17 protein-coding genes are annotated in these 18,531 nt (G+C 63.8%); 4 read left to right on the top strand and 13 right to left on the bottom strand.

Going from position 1 to position 18,531, the window contains the following annotated elements; all coding sequences use genetic code 11:
* The first annotated feature begins 69 nt into the window (after nt 1–69).
* Nucleotides 70–1,008, top strand: coding sequence for a S66 peptidase family protein (locus B2Y33_RS09620; RefSeq protein WP_088523395.1), 939 nt, complete (start codon nt 70–72; stop codon nt 1,006–1,008).
* Nucleotides 1,009–1,094: 86 nt separating this feature from the next.
* On the opposite strand, the gene B2Y33_RS09615 is transcribed toward B2Y33_RS09620, so the two are convergent.
* From B2Y33_RS09615 to leuS, 5 genes are all read right to left on the bottom strand, one after another.
* Nucleotides 1,095–2,405, bottom strand: coding sequence for a lytic murein transglycosylase (locus B2Y33_RS09615; protein ID WP_027915253.1), 1,311 nt, complete (start codon nt 2,403–2,405; stop codon nt 1,095–1,097).
* A 60-nt stretch (nt 2,406–2,465) separates the two neighbouring features.
* Complete coding sequence (arfA, locus tag B2Y33_RS09610) at nt 2,466–2,630, bottom strand: alternative ribosome rescue factor ArfA (RefSeq protein ID WP_027915252.1); 165 nt, start codon at nt 2,628–2,630, stop codon at nt 2,466–2,468.
* A 159-nt stretch (nt 2,631–2,789) separates the two neighbouring features.
* Nucleotides 2,790–3,827, bottom strand: coding sequence for a DNA polymerase III subunit delta (gene holA, locus B2Y33_RS09605; protein WP_023534580.1), 1,038 nt, complete (start codon nt 3,825–3,827; stop codon nt 2,790–2,792).
* Nucleotides 3,828–3,868: 41 nt separating this feature from the next.
* Nucleotides 3,869–4,474 carry an LPS assembly lipoprotein LptE gene (gene lptE / locus B2Y33_RS09600; protein ID WP_027915251.1) on the bottom strand — a complete coding sequence of 202 codons (606 nt, stop codon included), beginning with the start codon at nt 4,472–4,474 and terminating at the stop codon, nt 3,869–3,871.
* Between the two features lie 61 nt (nt 4,475–4,535).
* Nucleotides 4,536–7,142: a leucine--tRNA ligase gene (gene leuS / locus B2Y33_RS09595; protein WP_111475495.1), complete on the bottom strand. Its 2,607-nt coding sequence runs from the start codon at nt 7,140–7,142 to the stop codon at nt 4,536–4,538.
* A 224-nt stretch (nt 7,143–7,366) separates the two neighbouring features.
* Between leuS and B2Y33_RS09590 the strand changes: the two genes are divergently transcribed.
* Complete coding sequence (locus B2Y33_RS09590) at nt 7,367–7,681, top strand: hypothetical protein (protein WP_027915249.1); 315 nt, start codon at nt 7,367–7,369, stop codon at nt 7,679–7,681.
* A gap of 114 nt (nt 7,682–7,795) precedes the next feature.
* Nucleotides 7,796–8,557 carry a YdcF family protein gene (locus tag B2Y33_RS09585; protein WP_206405547.1) on the top strand — a complete coding sequence of 254 codons (762 nt, stop codon included), beginning with the start codon at nt 7,796–7,798 and terminating at the stop codon, nt 8,555–8,557.
* A 47-nt stretch (nt 8,558–8,604) separates the two neighbouring features.
* Here B2Y33_RS09585 and lnt read toward each other — a convergent pair whose 3' ends face one another.
* From lnt to B2Y33_RS09545, 8 genes are all read right to left on the bottom strand, one after another.
* The gene (gene lnt / locus B2Y33_RS09580; protein ID WP_027915247.1) at nt 8,605–10,122 is read right to left on the bottom strand and encodes an apolipoprotein N-acyltransferase; all 1,518 of its coding nucleotides are present in this window, start codon (nt 10,120–10,122) and stop codon (nt 8,605–8,607) included.
* A gap of 8 nt (nt 10,123–10,130) precedes the next feature.
* Nucleotides 10,131–10,970 carry an HlyC/CorC family transporter gene (locus B2Y33_RS09575; protein WP_023534628.1) on the bottom strand — a complete coding sequence of 280 codons (840 nt, stop codon included), beginning with the start codon at nt 10,968–10,970 and terminating at the stop codon, nt 10,131–10,133.
* Nucleotides 10,971–10,995: 25 nt separating this feature from the next.
* Nucleotides 10,996–11,469: an rRNA maturation RNase YbeY gene (gene ybeY, locus B2Y33_RS09570; RefSeq protein WP_027915246.1), complete on the bottom strand. Its 474-nt coding sequence runs from the start codon at nt 11,467–11,469 to the stop codon at nt 10,996–10,998.
* On the bottom strand, nt 11,462–12,460 hold the full coding sequence (locus B2Y33_RS09565; protein WP_027915245.1) for a PhoH family protein: 999 nt from the start codon (nt 12,458–12,460) through the stop codon (nt 11,462–11,464). Before B2Y33_RS09565 ends, ybeY begins: the two co-directional genes overlap by 8 nt.
* Nucleotides 12,461–12,718: 258 nt before the next feature.
* Nucleotides 12,719–13,264, bottom strand: a complete 546-nt coding sequence (locus B2Y33_RS09560; protein ID WP_027915244.1) for a tetratricopeptide repeat protein — start codon at nt 13,262–13,264, stop codon at nt 12,719–12,721.
* Nucleotides 13,265–13,518: 254 nt separating this feature from the next.
* Nucleotides 13,519–14,802, bottom strand: coding sequence for a glutamate-1-semialdehyde 2,1-aminomutase (gene hemL / locus B2Y33_RS09555; RefSeq protein WP_027915243.1), 1,284 nt, complete (start codon nt 14,800–14,802; stop codon nt 13,519–13,521).
* A gap of 16 nt (nt 14,803–14,818) precedes the next feature.
* Nucleotides 14,819–15,442: a thiamine phosphate synthase gene (gene thiE / locus B2Y33_RS09550; protein ID WP_027915242.1), complete on the bottom strand. Its 624-nt coding sequence runs from the start codon at nt 15,440–15,442 to the stop codon at nt 14,819–14,821.
* A 12-nt stretch (nt 15,443–15,454) separates the two neighbouring features.
* Entirely contained in the window at nt 15,455–16,252 is a 798-nt protein-coding gene (locus B2Y33_RS09545) for a hydroxymethylpyrimidine/phosphomethylpyrimidine kinase (RefSeq protein WP_027915241.1), read from the bottom strand.
* A 262-nt stretch (nt 16,253–16,514) separates the two neighbouring features.
* On the opposite strand from B2Y33_RS09545, the gene B2Y33_RS09540 reads away from it, so the two are divergent.
* Nucleotides 16,515–18,500 (top strand): sensor histidine kinase, encoded by a 1,986-nt coding sequence (locus tag B2Y33_RS09540; RefSeq protein ID WP_206405548.1) that lies wholly within the window; start codon nt 16,515–16,517, stop codon nt 18,498–18,500.
* Nucleotides 18,501–18,531 lie beyond the last annotated feature (31 nt).

Below are 18,531 nucleotides of genomic sequence, written 5' to 3'. Positions count from 1 at the left end.
TGCATCGGCATTTTTTTTTCTGCCAGCCAACCCGTAAGCTGTCCGGGACAAGCCGTATGGAGTTGCCCGATGAAGTGCGTTGAACCTTCTGCCTTGCCACTGCGCAAGGCCATTGCGCCCGATGCCTGTTTTGCCGTGGTTGCCCCGGCAGGCCCCGCGCGTCTGGATGTGCACAAGGCGACCCGGTGGTTCGCCGAGCGCGGCTACCGCTGCCGGGTCTATCCGGGTGCGACCCAGGCCGAGGGCTACCTGGCAGGCGCCGACGCGCAGCGACTACAGGACCTGCACGACGCCTTCCGGGACCCGTCCATCGACGCGGTCCTGTGCATGCGTGGCGGCTACGGCAGTATGCGCCTGCTGGACAGGCTCGATTTCGAGCTGTTGCAAAACCACCCCAAGCCCTTGATCGGCTACAGCGATATCACCGCCTTGCATGCGGCGCTCTACCGCCATACAGGGATGATCAGCTTCCACGGGGCCATGCTCAACGCCGACCTGTTGGGGGGCAAGCAGGCACCGACCGAATCGTCGCTGGTGGCGCAGCTGAGCGGGCACCTGGCAGCCGGTGACCCGATCACACACCCGGCGCAGTTCCCCTTGAACACCGTCATCCCCGGCCTTGCCAGTGGCCCGCTGATGGGGGGGAACCTGTCGATGCTGGGTGCAACCCTGGGGACCTTGGCAGAGCTGGATACCCAGGGCTGCATCCTGTTCATCGAAGATGTGAACGAGCCGTTGTACCGGGTCGATCGTCTGCTGACGCAGTTACGGCTGGCCGGCAAGCTGGAAGGTATCAAGGGTGTGCTGGTAGGGGACTTCGCTGGCATTACCGCGGCGGCGCTGGCACCGCTGCTGCGCGACACGTTCGGCCCCTTGGGCGTACCAGTACTGGCCGGGTGGCGCAGTGGACACTGTGACCCCAATATCTGCCTGCCGCTGGGTGCCCGAGTGACGCTGGACAGCGAACGGCAGCGCCTGGTGCTTGAGCAGGCGCTGTTCCAGGCGTGAGCCTGGCGCCAAGGCCACCCCAGGCAGACGATTACCGTTGCTGGGGTAGCTGACCCGCACCATCGCCAGTAAGCGTAAGCCTACGGCTACCGTAGGCTCTCCAGGAGCTTGTGCGTCGGATAACCATCGGCTGGCCAGCCCAGGCCCTGCTGGGCGTTACGGATGGCCTTGCGGGTGTTGGCGCCAATGATCCCGTCGGCGTTACCCGCATCAAAACCCTTGGCATTGAGCAAGTTCTGCAACTCCATGCGCTCGCTGCGGCTCAGGGGCGTGTCGTCCTTGGGCCAGCTGCCAGCGATGAAGCCCCAGCCGGTGAAGCGATCGCTCAGGAGGCTGACGGCCAGCGCGTAGGCCGATGAGTTGTTGTACTTGAGAATGGCGCGGAAGTTGTCGAGAACCAGAAATGCTGGGCCTCGCGCACCAGCGGGCAGTAACAGGGCGGCTGGCAGCTCATTGCTACCGGCTGGCAACTGCGTACCGGCAGGCAGTGTCAGGCCCATGGCCAACCATTCGGCGATAGGCTTGCGCGAGGTCCCGTCAGCTTGCCAATAATCGAAGCCTGCCGGTACCTGCACCTCGAACCCCCAGGGTTGGCCACGCTTCCAGCCTGAGCTTTGCAGGTAATGTGCGGTGGAGGCCAAGGCATCGGGCGTGCTGTTCCAGATATCGCGGCGGCCATCGCCGTCGAAATCCACGGCATGGGTGTTGTAGGTGGTCGGGATGAATTGGGTCTGGCCCATGGCGCCGGCCCAGGAGCCGCGCATCGCGTCGGCTTGGATATCGCCGTGCTGGATGATCTGCAGGGCGGCAATCAGCTGGTCATGCGCAAACTGTGGACGTCGCCCTTCATAGGCCAGGGTGGCCAGGGAGCGGATCACTGACTTGCTGCCCTGGAACTGGCCGAAGTTGCTTTCCATGCCCCATACCGCGACCAGGATCTGGCGATCGACGCCATAGCGCTGTTCCAGACGGGTCAGCAGCTCGGCGTTCTGCTCCAGCAGCCTTTTGCCGTTGCGTACGCGCAGGGGCGACAAGGCACCTTCCAGGTATTCCCAGACTGGCCGGGTGAATTCTGGCTGGCTTCGGTCAGCCTTGATCACGTCCATGTCGGGGGTAACGTCGAGAAACGCCTTGTCGAAGACGTCGGGGGCAATGCCCGCTTGCAGGGCCTGCTGGCGGAAACCTGCTTGCCACTGGGCGAAGGTTTGGGACGGCTGGATATCTGGGTTGCTGTCTGGCGCCTTGCCAGGTGCATTTACGACGGGGGCCGGCTGCGCCTGGGCGAGGGGCAATGCATCGGCTGCCGTGGGTTTTTCCGCACAGGCAACGAGCAGGATGAAGCTGGAGGCCGCAACGAGCTGGCGGGTTTCCCAGCGAGGAAAAAGACGGTAGAGCATGCACAGGTCCAGGTCTGCAGGTCAGGTGATGACCATATCATGCCTGCGCTACGGATGCCTTCATGCCGCCAAAAAGTAAGAAGCCTCCCAATCTCTCGATTGGAAGGCTTCGCGGCGGTAGCTGCCCTTGCCTTTCTCCGGTCGTTCCTGACGGCAACGGAACAGGGGCTGGGCGACGATGGACTTGGCCTTGTTGTGGCCTTGCTTGTTCGGCTTTTTGCTCATGAAGGCGGTTCCTGTGTTCGGACATTGCAGGCTGCATTGTGCAGGGTTGGCCGGGGTCAGGCCAATTGATTGTTTATAGGGTGAGCGTGATCTGGCCGTTTCATGAGGTGGCGTGCCGGCGGTGGCCAACAAGCGCGTGCGCTACAGGCAGGGCACCGGCTATTGGGCAGGCAGTGCCAGGCGCTGGCCGGCCATCAGCAGCGCCAGGCGCGCCAGGCCCGTCCAGGGTGAACCCTGTGCCTGGCCCTTGATCTGGGCGTCGATACGCTGAGCGTCCTGCAGCAGCTGTGGCCAGCGTTGCGCAGGTAACCGCTGCAGGGCCTTGCTGACCAGGGGGCGGCGTTTGTCCCAGATCGGCGGGCGTGCCTGGCTGAAGGCTTTGTCCAGGGGAACGCCTTGACTGAACAGTTGGGCCAGGCCCGCCAGTTGCCGCAGTTCACGGGCCAGGGCCCACAGAATCACCGGCGGCTCCACCCCTTCGCCGCGCAGGCCTTCGAGCATGCGCAAGGCATGGGCGGCTTCACCCTTGAGAATGGCGTCGACCAGCCCGAAGACGTCAAAGCGCGCGCTGTCCGCCACCGCAGCCTGGACGGTTTCCAGGGTGATGACATTGCCCTCGGCCAGCAGCTTGAGCTTTTCGATTTCCTGCGCGGCAGCGAGCAAGTTGCCCTCCACGCGCGCAGCAATCAGGTCCACGGCATCACGCTGGGCGCTCAGGCCTGCCTGTTGCAGCCGCTGATTGATCCACTGAGGCAGCTGATGCGCGTCCACGGGCCATATCTGGATGAACTGGCAGTGATCACCCTCGACCAGTGCCTTGCCCCATTTGGTCTTCTGCGCGCTGGCATCGAGCTTTGGCAAGCTGATCAGCAGCAGCGTGTCTTCGGCAGGGCGGGCGCAGTATTCCAGCAATGCAGCAGCACCCTTGTCGCCCGGCTTGCCCGAGGGCAGGCGCAGTTCCAGCAGGCGTCGCTGGGCGAAGAGCGACAGGCTCGCACCCGCTTGCAGCAGGGTGCCCCAATCGAAGTTGGCATCGGCACTGAACACCTGGCGTTCGTCGAAGCCTTGCTGGCGGGCGGCGCTGCGGATCGCGTCGGCCGCTTCCTGGCACAGCAACGGATCATCGCCGCTGACCACGTAGACGGGCGCGAGCGAGCCTTGCAGGTGTTTGGTGAGTTGAGCGGGGGCGAGTTTCATGGCATTGGGGGGCAGGGCGCCTGGCGGCGCCCTGCACGGGCTCAGTTGCCCGGCACTTCCAGTGGCGACTGCTGAGGTGTCTCGGCCTGCTGGCGACGCGCAGCTTCAAGCGCATCCGCTTCGGCCTTGGCACGCTCATCGGCCTTGCGCTGCAGCTCATCGAGCTGGGCAGGGGTGAGGTTCTGCAGGCGCACGATCATGGCATTCACCAGGTCGCGGCGCATCTCGTCACGGGCGCGCTTGGCATCCTGCTCGGAACCGGTGATGTTCGAGGCGTCGCGCACATAGATCTTGCGCACTTCGACCTTGTCGCTGGTCAGCTCTAGGTTGTTCAGGCCCTGAATGCTATAGTCCAGCTCGGTGGTCAGCTCGAATTCTGCCGTGCGGTTGCCGCTGTTGTAGGTAACGGCGCGCTGGCGCTCCTGTTCGTTGGTCAGCACCAGGCGGTACGGTGCGCCTGCGTGAACGTTCACGCCGCTGCGCTCGAGCACTTCGCGCAGTTGAACCACGGTCGGGCCGTAGGCATTGCGCGCGCTGACGTCCATCTCCTTGACGCTCAGTTCGCTGGTGCCCGTGCCGCGCAGCTGGAACCCGCAGGCGCTGAGCATGACCGCCAGGCCGACTACCAGCAGATTGCGTTTGATCATGTTGTTGCTCCCTCGTGAGCCTGTTCCGCCCGTGCGCAGAGCCTGCGAACGGGCGTTGCCATCAGTTGGCGACGATATTGACCAGTTTGCCCGGCACCACGATGACCTTGCGGATGGCCAGGCCATCGATGAAGCGCAGGACATTCTCGTTGCTGCGCGCGGCGGCTTCGACTTCTTCACGGCTGGCTGCGGCCGGCATCTCGATCTGGCCACGCAGCTTGCCATTGACTTGCACCACCAGGGTCACGGTGTCCTGTACCAGCGCAGTTTCATCCACTACAGGCCAGGCGGCATCGATGACGGCCTGGTCATGGCCCAGTTGCTTCCACAGCTCGTGGGAGATGTGCGGCGTGATCGGAGCCAGCAGCAGGGTGACGGCTTCGAGGCCTTCGTGCAGCAGGGCACGGTCTTGCGCAGTGGCCTGCGGCGCTTTTTCCAGCACGTTCATCACGGTCATCACCTGGGCGATGGCGGTGTTGAACTTGTGGTACTGGCCTACATCGGTACTGGCTTGCTTGATGGCGGCGTGGATGGCGCGGCGGATCACTTTCTGCGCGTCATCCAGGGTCGCAACCTCCAGCTTGCCAGGCAGGCCTTGGGCGACGTGGGCCTGGGCCAGGCGCCAGACGCGGCGCAGGAAGCGGCTGGCGCCCTCTACGCCGGAGTCGGACCACTCCAGGCTCATGTCGGGCGGCGAGGCGAACATCATGAACAGGCGGCAGGTATCGGCGCCGTACTGCTCGATCATCGACTGGGGATCGACGCCGTTGTTCTTGGACTTGGACATCTTCTCGGTGCCGCCGATTTCAACCGGCAGGCCATCGGTCTTCAGGCGTGCGCCGACGATCTTGGCCTTGGCGTCGCGCTCGACTTCGACATCGGCGGGGTTGAACCAGTCCTTGCCGCCGTTGCTGGCGACCCGGTAGTAGGTTTCGGCCACGACCATGCCCTGGGTCAGCAGGTTCTTGAACGGTTCGTTCGAAGTGACCAGGCCTTCGTCACGCATCAGCTTGTGGAAGAAACGCGCATACAGCAGGTGCAGGATGGCGTGTTCGATGCCGCCGATGTACTGGTCGACCGGCAGCCAGTGGTTGGCCGCTTTGGGGTCTACCATGCCGCCTTCGTAGTTGGGCGAGGCATAGCGCGCGAAGTACCACGAGGACTCGACGAAGGTGTCCATCGTGTCGGTTTCGCGTTTGGCCGCAGTGCCGCACTTGGGGCAGCTGCATTCGTAGAATTCGGGCATGCGTGCCAGCGGCGAGCCTGCACCGTCCGGCACCACGTTTTCAGGCAGGGTAACCGGCAGTTGGTCTTCCGGCACCGGCACATCGCCGCAGGACGGGCAGTGGATGATCGGAATCGGGCAGCCCCAGTAACGCTGACGGCTGATGCCCCAGTCGCGCAGGCGGAACTGGGTGCGGGACTTGCCCAGGTCTTTGCGCACCAGCGCCGCTTCGATGGCGTCGAAGGCGCCGGCGAAATCCAGGCCGTCGAACTCGCCGGAGTTGATCAGCTGGCCATGCTCGCCATAGGCGGCCTGCCACTCTGCGCCCACTTCGTCACCTGCACTGGTACGCACCACGGCCTTGATCGGCAGGTCGTACTTGCGGGCGAACTCGAAATCGCGTTCGTCGTGGGCTGGCACGGCCATGACGGCACCGTCGCCGTAGTGCATCAGCACGTAGTTGGCGACCCAGACCGGCAGTTTCTCACCGGTGAGCGGGTGCTCGACCAGCAAGGACGTGGCCATGCCTTTCTTTTCCTGGGTGGCCATGTCCGCTTCGGCCACGCTGCCGCCCTTGCACTCGTCGATGAAGGCCTGCAGCGCCGGGTTGCCCTGGGCCGCCTGGGTGGCCAGCGGGTGCTCGGCGGCGACCGCCACGTAGGTGGCGCCCATCAACGTGTCCGGGCGAGTGGTGAAGACCTTCAGCGTGCCGGTGTGGCCAATGCTGGCCTGATCGTACGGGAACTGCACTTCCATGCCGCGGGACTTGCCGATCCAGTTGCGCTGCATGGTCTTGACCTGTTCAGGCCAGCCCGGCAGCTCGTCGAGGCTTTCCAGCAGCTCATCGGCATAGTCGGTGATGCGGAAGTAGTACATCGGGATTTCGCGCTTTTCAATCAGCGCGCCGGAGCGCCAGCCGCGCCCGTCGATGACCTGTTCGTTGGCCAGCACGGTCTGGTCAGCCGGGTCCCAGTTAACGGTGCCGTTCTTGCGATAGATGATGCCCTTCTCGAACAGGCGGGTGAACAGCCACTGCTCCCAACGGTAGTAGTCGGGCTTGCAGGTGGTGACCTCGCGGGCCCAGTCGATGGCAAGGCCCAGGCTCTTGAGCTGGGTCTTCATGTAGTCGATGTTTTCATAGGTCCACTTGGCCGGGGCGACGTTGTTCTTCATCGCCGCGTTTTCGGCGGGCATGCCGAAGGCGTCCCAGCCCATCGGCTGCAGGACGTTCTTGCCCAGCATGCGCTGGTAGCGGGCAATCACGTCGCCGATGGTGTAGTTGCGCACGTGGCCCATGTGTAGCTTGCCGCTCGGGTACGGGAACATCGACAGGCAGTAGTACGTGTCCTTGCCTGGCTGTTCGGTAACAGCGAACGATTGTTGCTCGTCCCAGAACGTCTGGGCGGCGGCTTCGATATCACGGGGCGTGTATTGTTCGTGCATGGCTACTTTTGGCTGAGAGAGAGGAGACCTTTCCAGGCAGCGAACCTCGCTGCGTCCGGCACTCCGGTGTCATCGGGAGTGAACGCCGTAGCATACAGCAGCGCCGCGCATCGTGGGAAACGTTCGTTGCGAATGGCCGCTGGTCGCAGCGCCGGGCTGCTTTTCGCAACGACGCTAAGCTCTGGGGTGGGGGAGATAATCGTTATCTTCAATGAGGTGAACGAATGGGAGAGTCGCAGCTACCTGCAGTAAAACCAGAACTCTATGAGCGCCTGATCGATAGGCTGGGCCTTGCCCTGGATACGGCCAGAACGTCCATGCGGCTTCGGGACGAGGCGCTGACCGAGTTGGAATTGCGTGGCTTGAGCCGCGCTGAGTTCGATGTGATCAAGGCGTATCTGGATACTTTCCAGAAGCGCGCTAACGAGGCGGCATGCCCTAGGCCGCAGGCTGAGCCTACGTCGGCCAGGATCATCTGGCTCAAGGACATCAAGCGCACCGTGCGCACGCCACGCACACGCAAGGCCTCCCGCCGCTAGGGGTTGCGCGGCACATGTCCAGGGTTTGCACATTTATCCGACCTTGATCGACGCCGGCCATGTTGTTGGCCGGCGCCGATGCTTTTAGTCTGCACACCTTCGAAGGAGGTGTGCATGCCCATCCGCTATTTCATCAAGCAATGGTTGTTACCCCCCGGTGTGCTGTTTCTGCTGCTGCTTGCAGCCTGGTGGCTGCGCGGGCGTCGCCCCCGGCTGGCCGCTGTGTGCTTTGTGGCAGGGCTGGGCGGGCTGTGGATGACCAGCTTGCCCGTGGCCGTGCAGTGCCTGGCAGAAGCGCTGGAAACCGAGCCTGCGTTAGCCGGGCAGGACTGGGCTGGCCTCAAGCGTCGGGCCGATGCCATCGTCGTACTGGGCGCAGGGCGTGAACGGGGCGACCCTGCCTGGGCGGGTGTCGACCAGCCGACGCCCACGGCCCTGGAACGGCTGCGCCTTGCCGCTCGCCTGGCCAAGGCGTCCGGGCTACCGGTGCTGACCAGCGGCGGGCTGCACTACGGCACACCGCCCAGCGAGGCGCAGCTGATGGCTGACAGCCTGCATGAGGACTTCGACGTTGAGGTGACGTGGTTGGAGCAGGCCAGCCGCACCACTTGGGAAAATGCCCAGTACTCGGCGAGCGTGCTTCAGCCGTTGGGGATACGCCGCGTCGTGGTAGTGACCCAGGCCTGGCACATGCAGCGCTCGCGCTGGAGCTTCGAGCAGGCAGGTTTCGAGGTGATACCCGCGCCGGTCGGTTTCCTCGGCCGTGATCCCGCGCGGCCATTCGGAGGTTGGCTGCCGGAAAGCCGGGCGATGTGGCAGAGCGGGCAGTTGCTCAACGAGGTGGCAGGGCTGGTGGGGTATCGGTTGTTCTACTGAAGGGGGGCTGCGAAGCAGCCCCTTGCAACGTCAACTGCAAGGCCGCATCACACGGCCCTGGCCACGCGCCCGGCCATCAACGCCCAGGCCAGCAGCAACCCACACAGGATCGCAAGCGGCCACGAACGCCATTGCAGATAAGGCGTCAGCTGCTGCATCGGCACGACCTCGCCGTACATCACCGCCTGCTGGAACTGAGGCACCTGGGTCGTGATGCGCCCGAACGGGTCGATCAAGGCCGTCACGCCATTGTTGGTGGCGCGGATCATCCAGCGGCCGGCTTCAAGCGCACGCATCTGAGCCATCTGCAAGTGCTGCAGCGGGCCTATGGAAGTGCCGAACCAGGTATCGTTGCTGATGGTCAGCAGCAAGTCGCTGCGTGCTGCCAGGCCGGCGGCAAACTCGGGGTAGACCACCTCGTAGCAGATGTAAGGCGCGATCTGATAACCCTTGGCCTGGAGCAGCGGTTGGTCCTCAGGGCCCCGGGCGAAATCCGACATGGGCAGGTTGAAGAACTCGATCAGCCCTCGCAGCATGTCTTGCAGCGGAACATATTCGCCAAAGGGCACCAGCTTCTGCTTGAGGTAGGTGCCGTCCCCTTCGCCCGTGACGGTGATGCCGTTGAAGTAACGACGCTGACGGTGCACCACCTCGCGAACCGGCACGCCAGTGATCAGGGCTGAATGCCGCTCTGCGGCGAAGCGGCCCATGACGTCGATGTAGCCTTGGGCCTGGTCCTTGAGCACAGGTACCGCGGTTTCCGGCCAGATCAGCAAGTCGGCAGGCTTTGAACTGAAACTCAGGTCGCGGTACAGGGCCAGCTGGGCGTCGATATGCGCCGGGTCCCACTTCACGTCCTGTTCGACGTTGCCCTGAATGGCAGCGACCTTGAGCGGCTCGCCTGCGGGGGTGGTCCAGGCATGCCCTTTGAGCGCCAACCCCACTGCCCAGGGGGTGAGCAGCAGCACGCAGGCGATGGCAAGAAAGCCCGGGCGGGCACGCAAACGGTTGAGGTTGCACAGCAGCGCAGCCGTCAGGGCCAACGCAAACGACACCAGCCACACCCCACCCAGAGGCGCCAGGCCGGCCAGCGGGCCGTCCAGTTGGCTGTAGCCTGCGTACAACCACGGGAAGCCGGTGAGGAACCAGCCGCGGAACGCCTCTTGCGCCACCCACAGGGCAGCAAAGCCCAGCGCATCGGCCAGGGGCGCCTCGCTGCGCCGCAGCCAGCGCGCCCACAACCAGGTGGGCAGCGCGAAGAACCAGGCCAGGGCCGCAAAGAACGCGACCAGCAGCGCAATGGCCAACAGCGGCGAGGCGCCGCCGTAGTTGGTCATGCTGACGTAGATCCACCAGGTGCCGGCGCCGTAAAGGCCAAAGCCGAACCACCAGCCACGCCACAGGGCCTGGCGCGGGCCAAGCTCGCGCAGGCCCAGGTAGAGCATGGCGATGGACAGCAGCGCCAGTGGCCACAGATCGAATGGCGCCAGGGCCAGGAGGGTAGAAGCGCCGGCCGCCAAGGCCAGCAGGTTACCGGGCCAGCCGGGGCGGGTGATCCAGCGCATGTCGTTCCTTAACGGTTGATCGGGGTCAGGCGCAGCAGGTGTATCCGGCGGCTGTCGGCGTTGAGCACGCGGAACTTGTACGCACCGATTTCGGTGGTTTCGTTGCGCTTGGGCAAATGGCCGAACGCACTCATCACCAAACCGCCGACGGTGTCGAACTCATCGTCGGAGAACGCGCTGTCGAAGGACTCGTTGAAGTGCTCGATCGGCGTCAGTGCCTTGACCAGGAAGTCGCCGTTAGGCAGCGGCTTGATATAGCTGTCCTCTTCGACGTCATGTTCATCTTCGATATCGCCGACGATCTGTTCGAGCACATCCTCGATGGTCACCAGGCCAGCCACGCCGCCGTATTCATCGATGACGATGGCCATGTGGTTGTGGTTGGCGCGAAACTCGCGCAGCAGCACGTTCAGGCGCTTGGACTCGGGCACGAACGTGGCCGGGCGCAGCAGCGTCTTGATGTCGAAGTTGTCGCCGTTCTCCTTGAGAATCAGCGGCAGCAGGTCCTTGGCGAGCAGGACACCGAGCACATCGTCATGGCTTTCGCCGATTACCGGGTAGCGCGAGTGCGCTGCGTCGATCACCGCCGGCAGGAACTCGCGTGGTGACTGGCCGGCCTTGATGCTGTTCATCTGCGAGCGTGGCACCATGATGTCACGCACCTGAAGGTCCGCCACCTGGATGGCCCCTTCGACGATGGTCAGCGCCTCGCTGTCGAGCAGCTTGTTCTGATGTGCTTCGCGCAGCAGCTCCAGGAGCTCCTGGCGGTTTTTCGGCTCATGGGCAAAAGCCTGGGTCAGTTTACCCAGCCAGGACTTCTGCCCGTTGCTCGATCGATCTTCGCTCATGGCGGTTCTCGTGATCCTTGGTCTATCAGTGTGGGGTTGATTCGGTTTCGTCATCGGCGTATGGGTCCGGGTGACCCAGTTGCGCCAGCAATTCTCGTTCCAGGCTTTCCATTTCCTCGGCTTCCTCATCCTCGATGTGGTCGTAGCCAAGCAGATGCAGGCAGCCATGAATGACCAGGTGTGCCCAGTGCGCCTCCAGCGACTTGCCTTGCTCGGCCGCCTCGCGTTCAACCACCGCGACGCAGATCACCAGGTCGCCCAGCAAGGGAATATCGAGCAGCTCATCTGGCACGTCGGCCGGGAAGGACAACACGTTGGTCGCGTAGTCCTTGTGCCGATACGTGTGATTGAGCTCGCGTGCTTCCGCTTCGTCGACAAGACGAATGGTCATCTCCGAGTCGGCCTTGCGTTGCTGCAAGGCCAGCTCGCACCAGCGGCGAAAGTCGGCATCAATCGGGGCGAGCGCCTGGGTCGCCCGTTGTATGTCCAGTTCAAGCATTTTTGCCGGGTGCCTCGGGGGTGGCTTGGCGGGCTTCGAAGCGGTCATAGGCCTCGACGATACGCTGCACCAAGGGGTGACGTACCACGTCCTTGGGCTGGAAGTGGGTGAAACTGATACCCGGCACGTCCCGTAGCACCTCGATCACATGCGCCAGACCCGACTTGGTGCCCCGGGGCAGGTCGACCTGGGTGATGTCGCCGGTGATCACCGCCGTGGAGCCAAAGCCGATGCGGGTGAGGAACATCTTCATCTGCTCGAGCGTGGTGTTCTGGCTTTCGTCGAGAATGATGAAGCTGTTGTTCAGGGTGCGACCGCGCATGTAGGCAAGCGGCGCAATTTCGATGACCTGGCGTTCGATCAGTTTGGCCACGTGCTCGAAACCCAGCATTTCATAAAGGGCGTCGTAAAGCGGGCGCAGATAAGGGTCGATCTTCTGAGCAAGGTCGCCCGGCAGGAACCCGAGCTTCTCGCCAGCTTCAACGGCCGGGCGCACCAGCAGGATACGGCGAACCTGTTCACGTTCCAGCGCGTCGACGGCACAGGCCACGGCCAGGTATGTCTTGCCGGTACCGGCCGGGCCGATGCCGAAGTTGATGTCGTTGGCCAGGATCTCCTTGACGTAGCGCTGCTGGTTGGCGCCCCGTGGTCGGATATTGCCCTTGCGCGTGCGCAGCGAGACGCTGACCTCGTTTACCGCCGGGTTGTCGATGTGCTCGACGGCCGATTCCTGAAGGTACAGGTGCACGGTTTCCGGCGACAGCTCGGTGGCCTGGGTCTCACGGTAGAGACGGCGCAGCAGTTGCTCGGCAGCATGGGTGGTCTTGGATTCGCCGATCAGTTCGAACTGATTGCCGCGGTTGCGGATCTCGATGGCCAGGCGCTGTTCGATCAAGCGCAGGTGCTCGTCGAATTGGCCACACAAGTTGGCGAAACGGTGGGCCTCGATAGGTTCGAGGATGAAACGATGGGGTTCGATGGGTGCGTTCAAGGTCGTTTATAGCCGCCCGACGGCAATGAGTGTGAACTCAAGAATAACCCTTGAATGGCAGTGGCGAAAGTCCTGATGGGTTCAACGGCGTTATGCCCAGCAAAGCCCAGGCTCTGCGTGAAAAGCCTTGATACTCGGTGATTGAAAACAGCCTGGAGCGCCAGCCCGGTCGGAATGCTCATTTACAACCCGTAAACTCCGCTTCCTCGGCCGTTTTCGCCTTGCCTGACCTTCGTCTCAAGACTTTTCACACAGAGCCTAGGGCAGCGGGGAGAACGGCGAGCGTCCCTCGGCGTTCTGCAGCTCCAGCAGGTACTTGCGGAAGATCTGGCCGAGCACCTGCGTCGCATGCTCCAGGTCGTCCCTGGGCATCTGCTCTGTCACTTCATCTGCCATGTCCAGAGCATCTTCAGCGCCGTTGACTGCCGCCATCTTCAAGAGAATGTAGGCCTGCACGTTGTTGGCCTTGACCCCTTCGCCGCGGAAAAACATCGACCCTAGGCGGTACTGGGCCTCGGCGTGGCCTTGCAGGGACGCTTTCTGGTACCAGTCCAGTGCCTTGTTGAGGTTCTTTGGCGCTTGCGCATAGAAGTACTCGCCCAGCTCGAACTGTGCCTGGGCATCGCCGGCATCGGCCACCTGTTCACAGCTCTTGAGTGCGCTTGCCAGGTCCTGCGGCTGCACGTTCAAGGTGCAGCGACCCGTCGTCGGGATGAGCAACGAGTTACCGCCCTCCGCCAGGGCCAGCAGGGGCTGGAGAAGCAACAGGCAGCCCAGGGTGAGGGCGCGGCCGGTGCGGTTCATGGGGATCGACTTACCTCTGCAAAGCTGCGGCCAATGTCTCTGGTGGCACATTATGGGATAAGCAGCGCCAACCTTACAAAGTTTTACTCGAATTTATGTCGGCGTGGCGAAACAGGCTGATGGCAAGAGTCCTTCGTTACCCGTATGGCCTCATCGAACGTGCGCCCGTTCACACGGCGTACGCCCCTGGCGATGGCCGGTACAACCACCGTGATAGCGGGTTCTACCGGCGATCACGGTGGGTAAGCGCCGGGTTACTTCAGGGCTGCGAAGGCCTTTTCAGCGGCATCCAGGGTGATCTGCAGCTCGTTGTCGCCATGAGCGATCGAGGTGAAGCCAGCTTCGAACGCGCTCGGCGCCAGGTACACGCCACCGTCGAGCATCAGGTGGAAGAACTGCTTGAAGCGACTGGCGTCACTGGCCATTACGTCATCGAAGGTGACGATGTCGTCGGCCCCGCTGAAGTACAGGCCGAACATACCGCCAGCCTGCGTGGTCACGAACGGCACGCCGGCAGCGTCGGCGCGCTGTTGCAGGCCGTCGAGCATGCGGCTGGTGTAGTCTGTCAGCTCGGCGTGGAAGCCTGGACGACTGATCAGCTTGAGCGTGGTCAGGCCGGCGGCCATGGCCAGCGGGTTGCCCGACAGCGTACCCGCCTGGTAGACCGGACCCAGCGGGGCGATGCAGCCCATGATTTCGCGCTTGCCGCCAAAGCAGCCGACCGGCATGCCGCCGCCGACGATCTTGCCGAAGGTGGACAAGTCGGGGGTGATGCCGTAGTGCGCCTGCGCGCCGCCCAGCGAAACCCGGAAACCGGTCATCACCTCATCGAAGATCAACACCACGCCATGCTTGTCGCACTGCTCGCGCAGGCCTTCGAGGAAGCCCGGCGCCGGCGGTACGCAGTTCATGTTGCCGGCAACCGGCTCGACGATGATGCAGGCCACGGTCTGGCCCACCTCAGCCAGCGTCTTCTCGACGGCGGCGATGTCGTTGAAGGGCAGGGTCAGGGTGTGCTTGGCGAAGTCGGCCGGCACGCCGGCCGAGCTGGGCACGCCTTGGGTCAGCAGGCCGGAGCCGGCCTTGACCAACAGGCTGTCGGAGTGGCCGTGGTAGCAGCCCTCGAACTTGATGATCGCGTCACGGCCGGTGTAGCCACGGGCCAGGCGGATGGCGCTCATGGTCGCCTCGGTACCCGAGCTGACCATGCGCACCATTTCCATGGAAGGCACCAGCGAGCACACCAGGTCTGCCATTTCGGTTTCCATGGCGGTCGGGGCGCCATAGGACAGCCCGTGTTCCAGCTGGCGACGTACCGAGTCCAGCACGTCAGGGTGGCCATGGCCCAGGATCATCGGGCCCCAGGAGCCCACGTAGTCGACGTAGCGCTTGTCATCTTCGTCGACGACGTAGGCCCCCTCGGCATGCTTGAAGAACAAAGGCGTGCCGCCCACGCTCTTGAACGCGCGCACGGGCGAGTTGACACCACCGGGGATGTGCTTCTGGGCTTGGGCGAAAAGTGCTTCGGAACGGGACATGGAAAATTCTCTCGAATCAGGATGCGAACAAGGCGTTGAAGGCGCGGGCGCGGCGGGTGACTTCCTGCGCGCTATCGGCACCGAACAAGCCGTGGATCACCGCCAGCAGGTCGGCACCGTGGTGCACCAGTGCAGCGGCATTGTCGAGGGTGACCCCGCCGATGGCGGCGATCGGCAGGTTCACCTGGGCGCGCGCCTGCGCCAGAAGACGGACGTCGGCAGCCGGGGCGCCGGGTTTGGTGCTGGAGGTGAAAAAGCGGCCGAAGGCGACGTAACTGGCGCCTTCGCGGGCTGCCTGGGCGGCCAGGTCCAGGCTGGCATGGCAGGTCGAGCCAATGATCGCCGCGCTGCCCAGCAGGGCGCGTGCAGGGGTCAGCGGCCCGTCGGTTTGCCCCAGGTGGACGCCCACGCCCAGGTGCCTGGCCAGTTCGGCATCGTCGTTGATGATCAGCTGGGTGCCGTAGCGCTCGCACAATTGCTGGAGCGCCTGGGCTTCTCTCAAGCGCCGCGCGGCGTCGTCGCTTTTGTCACGGTACTGCAGAAGGCATACGCCCCCTTCGAGCGCTGCCTCCACATGAGACAGGAATCGGCCGGCCAGCAATTGGCTGTCGGTGATGGCATACAGGCCGCGTAGCGTCATGAGCACCTCGAGTCAGGAGCAGAAATCCAGGGGCAGGCGCCGAGGCACGAACTGGCCTCGTCCCAACTGCTCCGCATCGCGCAGGGTGCGCCAGGTGTAGTCCAGGGCCGTGCGCACGGCGCTTTCCAGGTGCTCGCCCAGGGCCAGTCGACCCGCCAGGGCGCTGGCCAGGGTGCAGCCCGATCCGTGGTAGCTGCCCGGCAGGCGTTGGCAGGTCGAGGTGCTGCGGTGACCGTCGCGGCTGTACAGACGGTTGTGGATTTCCACCTCGTCGCCGTGTCCGCCCGTGATCAGCACGTGCTCGCAGAACTCCAGCAGCCTGGCAGCGCACTCGTCGGCGCTGCCGTCGGGCAGCTCGGCGAGAATGCGGGCTTCGGGCAGGTTCGGCGTGGTGATGGTCGCCAGCGGCAACAGGCGTTCACGCAGGGCGTAGCCTACTTCGTCCTTGCCCAGCCGGCCGCCGCCGCCTGCACGCAGCACCGGGTCGCACACCAACGGCAGGTGCGGGTGTGCAGCCAGCAGCTCGGCCACGGTATCGACCATGTCGATCGAGCCGAGCATGCCCAGCTTGACCGCGGCCACCGTGGAGTCGGTGAGCACGGCATTGGCCTGGGCCAGCACCCACTCACGGTCGAGCACGCGGAAGTCGGAAACATTGACGGTATCCTGCACGGTCAGGGCGGTCACCGCGGGCGCAGCATGACAGCCTTGTGCAAGCAGGGCTTCGATATCTGCCTGCAAGCCGGCGCCGCCACTGGGGTCGTGGCCGGAGAGACAGAGGACAACGGGGCGGGAGGCGTAGGTATTCATGGTCGGCGAGCTTACCACCAAACCTGTTTGTGCGGACCTTGCGCGTGCAGGTCGGTGCGTTTTCCGAAGAACGGTATGCGCACCTGAATGCCGCTAAGGCCCGTTCCAGAGCGGTCCTGTGGGTTTTGTGCCGCCGCTCGACGCAGCTTGAGGCTGTGCTAGAGTGCGCAGATAAATCGATAAACAGGTTCTGCAGGATTTCGTCGTCTCAAACGGAAAGGGGGCAACCGCGACGCGACCGGACAGGCCTTGCTGGGGCTGTATGCGCTATTTGCTGATTGTGCTCATGGGTTTGCTGCCCACATTCGCCGAAGCGGTGGACATCACCGCGGCCACCCGTCACCTGCCTCTGGGCAAGGTCATGCAGGTTTATGAAGACCCGGACGGCAGCGCCAGCATCACGGATGTCAGTGCGCCCGACTTCGCGCAGCGTTTTCGCCCCCACCCTGAAGACGTCCTCAATGCCGGGTTTTCCACGTCGGTGTTCTGGCTCAAGCTCGAACTGCACCCTGACCCGGCGCCGGGCATGCCACTGCACTGGTTGCTGGAGCTGGCCTACCCACCCCTTGATCACCTCGAACTTTACCTGACAGGCCCGGACGGGCGCTTTCGCTTGGCCCAGCGCACGGGTGATGCGTTGCCTTATTCAAGCCGGGAGATCCGTCAGGACAACTACCTGTTCAACCTGCAATTGCCACCTGGGCAGGTCACCACCGTCTTTGTGCGACTGCACAGCCAGGGTTCGGTGCAGGCGCCGCTGGCCCTCTGGTCGCCCCAGGCTTACCTGGAAGCCCAGGCCACGCGCCTGTACGTGCTGGGGATGATCTACGGGGTACTGTTGGTGATGCTGGTGTACAACCTGTTCCTGTACCTGAGCGTGCGGGACGTCAGCTACCTGTACTACATCCTCTATATTGCCTCCTTCGGCCTTTACCAGGTCTCGGTCAACGGCGCCGGCATCGCTTACCTGTGGCCTGACAGCCCCTGGTGGGCCAATGCCTGCACACCGTTGTTCGTCGGCGCAGCTGCGCTGTTCGGCTCTCAGTTCGCCCGGCATTTTCTGCAGCTTCGCCATAACAGCCGTGGCTTTGACCGGTTGCTGCAGGCGCTGATGCTGGGCGGTGCCGTGGTGATGGTGCTGTCTGTGAGCGTGCCCTATGGCCTCGCCATGCGCCTTGCCACCGCCTTGGCGCTCGTGTTCAGCCTGGGCGTTTTCTGCGCAGGGCTCGACGCCTGGCGGCGCGGCCTGCGCGTGGCGCGCTGGTTCATCATCGCCTGGACCGCGTTTCTGGTCGGGGGGCTGGCCAACACGCTGATGGTGCTGGGCTACCTGCCGAACATGTTCCTGACCATGTATGCCAGCCAATTGGGCGCTGCGCTGGAGGTGGCGTTGCTATCGCTGGCCTTGGCAGACCGCATCAAGACGCTGCGCGACGAGCAGGCCCGCACCCTGCGTGAGACGGGGCAGCAACTGGAAGTGCTCAACCAGCAACTGGCCAACAGCAACCGGCTCAAGGACGAGTTTCTGGCCTGCGTCACCCATGAACTGCGCACCCCGATGAATGGCGTGATCGGGTCCCTGGAGCTGATGCATACCCTGCCGATGGACGCGGAAATGGCCCGCTTCCACCAGACGGCGGTGGGCTCGGCTCAGGGCATGATGCACATGGTCGACGACATCCTGACCTTGTCCGAATTGCAAGCAGGGCGGCTGCGAGCGCAGCCAGCGCCCTTCGACCTTCGGACATTGCTGCAAGGCTTGCGCGCTACGTATGCCGGCCAGGCGCTGGGCAAGGGCCTGTACTTGAGTGTGGACATGCCGGCGGACCTGCCCGACCGGCTGGTGGGGGATGGGCCGAAGCTGGCCCGGTGCCTGGGGTGCCTGGTGGACAACGGCCTGAAATTCACCCACCAGGGCGGTGTGATGATCCAGGTCCGGGGGCAGCACAGGGGCCCTAATCAACTGGCCTTGACGTTTACCGTGAGCGACACGGGTATCGGTTTCGAAGACCTCGACCAGTCGATTCTTTATCAGCGGTTCTTTCAGGTGGATGGCTCCATGACCCGGCGCTATGGCGGGTTGGGCATTGGCCTTGCCATCTGCAGGCAGATGAGCGAATTGCTGGGGGCACGGCTATCGCATCAATCGGCGCCTGGCGTGGGCAGTCGGTTCGAGATGAGTCTGGAATTGGCGATTTCGCAGGGGCAGGTGGCTGTGCAGGGGCATGCGGGGCGGCGTTGGCGGTAAGCATCGGTAGGTTAGGACGATGTGCTGTTAG

The sequence above is a fragment of the Pseudomonas sp. UBA5666 genome (genome assembly GCF_002420785.1).
GTDB lineage: Bacteria > Pseudomonadota > Gammaproteobacteria > Pseudomonadales > Pseudomonadaceae > Aquipseudomonas > Aquipseudomonas fulva.
This window is presented reverse-complemented; position numbering and strand designations above follow the sequence as displayed.

Coding starts and splice junctions, on each gene's coding strand:
- B2Y33_RS09620 (WP_088523395.1), top strand. CDS start 70: ATGAAGTGCGTTGAACCTTCTGCCTTGCCACTGCGCAAGGCCATTGCG.
- B2Y33_RS09615 (WP_027915253.1), bottom strand. CDS start 2,405: ATGCTCTACCGTCTTTTTCCTCGCTGGGAAACCCGCCAGCTCGTTGCG.
- arfA (WP_027915252.1), bottom strand. CDS start 2,630: ATGAGCAAAAAGCCGAACAAGCAAGGCCACAACAAGGCCAAGTCCATC.
- holA (WP_023534580.1), bottom strand. CDS start 3,827: ATGAAACTCGCCCCCGCTCAACTCACCAAACACCTGCAAGGCTCGCTC.
- lptE (WP_027915251.1), bottom strand. CDS start 4,474: ATGATCAAACGCAATCTGCTGGTAGTCGGCCTGGCGGTCATGCTCAGC.
- leuS (WP_111475495.1), bottom strand. CDS start 7,142: ATGCACGAACAATACACGCCCCGTGATATCGAAGCCGCCGCCCAGACG.
- B2Y33_RS09590 (WP_027915249.1), top strand. CDS start 7,367: ATGGGAGAGTCGCAGCTACCTGCAGTAAAACCAGAACTCTATGAGCGC.
- B2Y33_RS09585 (WP_206405547.1), top strand. CDS start 7,796: ATGCCCATCCGCTATTTCATCAAGCAATGGTTGTTACCCCCCGGTGTG.
- lnt (WP_027915247.1), bottom strand. CDS start 10,122: ATGCGCTGGATCACCCGCCCCGGCTGGCCCGGTAACCTGCTGGCCTTG.
- B2Y33_RS09575 (WP_023534628.1), bottom strand. CDS start 10,970: ATGAGCGAAGATCGATCGAGCAACGGGCAGAAGTCCTGGCTGGGTAAA.
- ybeY (WP_027915246.1), bottom strand. CDS start 11,469: ATGCTTGAACTGGACATACAACGGGCGACCCAGGCGCTCGCCCCGATT.
- B2Y33_RS09560 (WP_027915244.1), bottom strand. CDS start 13,264: ATGAACCGCACCGGCCGCGCCCTCACCCTGGGCTGCCTGTTGCTTCTC.
- hemL (WP_027915243.1), bottom strand. CDS start 14,802: ATGTCCCGTTCCGAAGCACTTTTCGCCCAAGCCCAGAAGCACATCCCC.
- thiE (WP_027915242.1), bottom strand. CDS start 15,442: ATGACGCTACGCGGCCTGTATGCCATCACCGACAGCCAATTGCTGGCC.
- B2Y33_RS09545 (WP_027915241.1), bottom strand. CDS start 16,252: ATGAATACCTACGCCTCCCGCCCCGTTGTCCTCTGTCTCTCCGGCCAC.
- B2Y33_RS09540 (WP_206405548.1), top strand. CDS start 16,515: ATGCGCTATTTGCTGATTGTGCTCATGGGTTTGCTGCCCACATTCGCC.